The sequence below is a fragment of the Mesorhizobium sp. M7A.F.Ca.CA.003.01.2.1 genome (assembly GCF_003998945.1).
GTDB lineage: Bacteria > Pseudomonadota > Alphaproteobacteria > Rhizobiales > Rhizobiaceae > Mesorhizobium > Mesorhizobium ciceri.
The window spans coordinates 1-3178 of record NZ_RZRA01000683.1; the positions used below are offsets into that span (position 1 = coordinate 1).

Sequence of the window (3178 nt, forward strand, 5' to 3'; positions counted from 1 at the left end):
GGCTATCGCATCCGGGTCGCCTGCCGGCGGCCCGATCTCGCCGGCCATTTGCAGCCGCTCGGCAATGTCGGCCAGATCCAGCCGGTCCAGGCCAATGTGCGCGTGCGCTGGTCGGTAGACCGCGCCGTGCAAGGCGCCGACCATGTCGTCAATCTGGTCGCCATCCTGCATGAGAGCGGCCGGCAGAAATTCTCCGCCGTGCACGAGTTCGGCGCCCGCGCAGTGGCCGAGGCCGCGCGCTCGGTCGGCGCCGGCCTGACCCACATTTCTGCGCTTGGCGCCGATCTGGACTCCGAATCAGACTACGCGCGCACCAAGGCGCTTGGCGAAAAGGCTGTGCTGGAGACGATCAAGGACGCCGTGATCTTCCGGCCGTCGATCAATTTCGGACCCGAAGACGGCTTCTTCAACCGCTTCGCCAACATGGCGCGCTATTCGCCGGTGCTGCCGCTGATCGGCGGCGGCCAGACCAAGTTTCAGCCGGTCTATGTCGGCGACGTGGCCGAAGCGGTGGCGCGCTCGGTCGACGGCAAGGTGGATGGCGGCCAGATCTATGAACTCGGCGGACCGAAGGTGCTCACCTTCAAGCAGTGTATGGAAGAGCTGCTCGACGTGATCGAGCGCAAGCGGCTGCTGGTGCCGGTTCCGTGGTGGGTGGCCAACATCCAGGCCTCGATCCTCGGTCTCCTGCCCAACCCGCTGCTGACCAAGGACCAGGTGATGCAGCTGCGCGAGCACAACATCGTTTCGGACGCCGCCAACCAGACCAACAGGACGCTTGCGGGGCTAGGCATCCAGCCGCAGTCGATCGCGACGATCCTGCCCAGCTATCTCTGGCGCTACCGCGCCGCCGGCCAGTTCCAGCAACGCAAGCCCGCGGCCTAATTCGGCGCAACTGCCTGAAGGTGTCACGCCTAACGCGGCGTGACCTGCATCGGTAGACCGCCTTGCGGCTGCGTGGTCAGTTTCTGTACCGGCCAGGGTTTCGTTTCGGCGGTGGTGTCGAAGCGGAAGCGCGACAGCATGATCGCCAGCGCGATGATCGCCTCCTGCATGGCGAAGCTGGCGCCGATGCAGACGCGTGGGCCGGCGCCAAACGGCAGATACTGGAAGCGGTCGATCTTTTCGCGATTTCCCGGGTGGAAGCGTTCCGGCAGGAAGGCATCCGGCCGGTCCCACAGTTTCCTGTGGCGATGCACGACCCAAGGCATCACCAGCACCGCGGCGTGCTTGGGGATATGAAGATCCTTCCACATTTCCGGTTCGATCGGCTCGCGGTTGATCGACGGCGCCGGCGGATAGAGCCTGAGCGCTTCGTCGAAAGCCGCGCGCGTGAAGGGCATGGCATCGAGCCATTTCGTCGGATCGGGCTCGCGCGCCAGCACCTGGTCGATCTCCTGCTCGACCCGGTTGCGCTCCCACGGTGATTCAGCCAGGCAATAGAGCGTCCAGCCGAGCGCACGCGCCGTCGTCTCATGGCCGGCGCCGATGAAGGTGATGATATTGTCCTCGACCTCGGCCCGCGTCAGTCCGTCGGGTCCCTCGGCCTTGAGCAGCAGTGTCAGGAAATCCTGCGGCACGGCATCGGGATCGCGCTTGAATTTCGCTTCGCGCATCTTGACCGTGTCGGTGACGATCTTGCGGAAATAGGCCATGGTCTTGCGGCCACGGATGCGGGTCAGCCTCGGCAGCCAGTCGGGCGCACGCAACAGGTCGAGCGGATCGACGCGACCCATGGTCTCGAACAGGCGGTCGATCTCGTTGGCGAAACTGCCGGGCTCGCCTGATATCTCGCCGGAAAACAGCGTCTCGGCCAGGATGTCATAAGTGAGCAGCGTCATGTCATGGGCGATGTCAGACGTGCCGCCGTCTTCGTAACGGGTGACGAAGTCCTGCGTGCGCCTCAGCATCGGCTGGGCGAAGCCGAAGATGTGGCGCGGCGTGAACACCGGCGCCATCGCCTTGCGCGACCGCTTCCAGACCTCGCCCTCGGCGGTGAGCAGGCCGTCGCGCAGGATCGGCCGCAGGATCTTCTGGCGCACCGTCGCCATCTTGTAGTTCCTGGCGTTGTCGACCAGCACATGCCGGATCAGGGCGGGATCATTGGCGACGATCAGATGTCCGCCAACGCCGTTCGCCGAGATCCACGGCTCGTTGTAGGTATGCTCACCCCACAATTCGAGCGGGTTGCGGTAGACGATGCGGATCATCTCTAGCGTCGAGGGCGGCGTCGTGCGCGGCTTCGGCGCCGGGGGAATGAAGGGGGCGGGCTGGATGTCCATGCTGTGCTCCGCTGATGACCCAATGTAGTGGGCCGCAAAGCAGGCGTCCATGTGACCGAACGGCAAGGCCCTACTCTCCGGAATGTGACCGGTTACCGCGAGGTGCCTTCTTGTTGCCCCGAGCGGCATGCCCTAGGTGGCAGTCACCAATGGATACCGCCACCGCAGGAGCCCAGCTTGAAGCACCAGTTGAACATCATCATCGGCAGCACGCGGCCAGGCCGCGCCGGACCGATTTTTGCCGAGTGGCTGGAGAGGTTCGCGCGCGAGCACGGGAAATTCGAGCCTGTACTGACCGACATCGATGCGTTCAAGCTTCCGGTGCTGGACGAACCGCACCATCCAAGGCTTGGCAACTACCAGAACGATCATACCAAAGCCTGGTCCAAGGCGATCGATGCCGCCGATGCCTTCGTCTTCGTGGCGCCGGAATACAATTATTTCGTGGCGCCGGCGATCGTCAACGCGATCGACTATCTCTCGCGCGAATGGAAGTACAAGGCAGCCGCCATTTTCAGCTATGGCGGCGTCTCCGGCGGCCTGCGCGCGGCGCAAGCGCTGAAGCCGCTGCTGACCTCGGTAGGTGTCATGCCGATCCCGGAAGGCGTCGCGCTGCCGATGTACCAGAAACTGCTCGACGAAAATGGCGCTTTCAACGCCAGCGAACAGGTGCAGGGCGGAGCCAAAACCATGCTCGACGGGCTGCTGCGCTGGAGCGAGGCTTTGAAGCCGATGCGGGCAGGCTGAAAACGCTGGTCTTCCGCAAAAAACCCCGGTTTGCTGCCATAGAGAGGTGGTCGTGCACAGGAACGAACTGGGGGGCAGTTCGATTTGCGCTTGCTGTTTGCCTTGCTGCCTATGCTCACCACCGCCACCGCAGTGGTGGCGCCTGGCCC

General features: G+C 64.1%; 3 protein-coding genes. 2 read left to right on the forward strand and 1 reads right to left on the reverse strand.

Features of this window, described 5'->3' with window-relative positions; all coding sequences use genetic code 11:
* A partial coding sequence (locus tag EN969_RS23630) for a complex I NDUFA9 subunit family protein (RefSeq protein ID WP_164758441.1) occupies nucleotides 1-885 on the forward strand: 885 nt, incomplete at its 5' end.
* A gap of 29 nt (nucleotides 886-914) precedes the next feature.
* Here the strand turns inward: EN969_RS23630 and EN969_RS23635 are convergent.
* Entirely contained in the window at nucleotides 915-2282 is a 1368-nt protein-coding gene (locus EN969_RS23635) for a cytochrome P450 (RefSeq protein ID WP_013528196.1), read from the reverse strand.
* Nucleotides 2283-2459: 177 nt separating this feature from the next.
* Here EN969_RS23635 and EN969_RS23640 point away from each other — a divergent pair, with 177 nt between their 5' ends.
* Complete coding sequence (locus EN969_RS23640; protein ID WP_063169841.1) at nucleotides 2460-3029, forward strand: NADPH-dependent FMN reductase; 570 nt, start codon at nucleotides 2460-2462, stop codon at nucleotides 3027-3029.
* Nucleotides 3030-3178 lie beyond the last annotated feature (149 nt).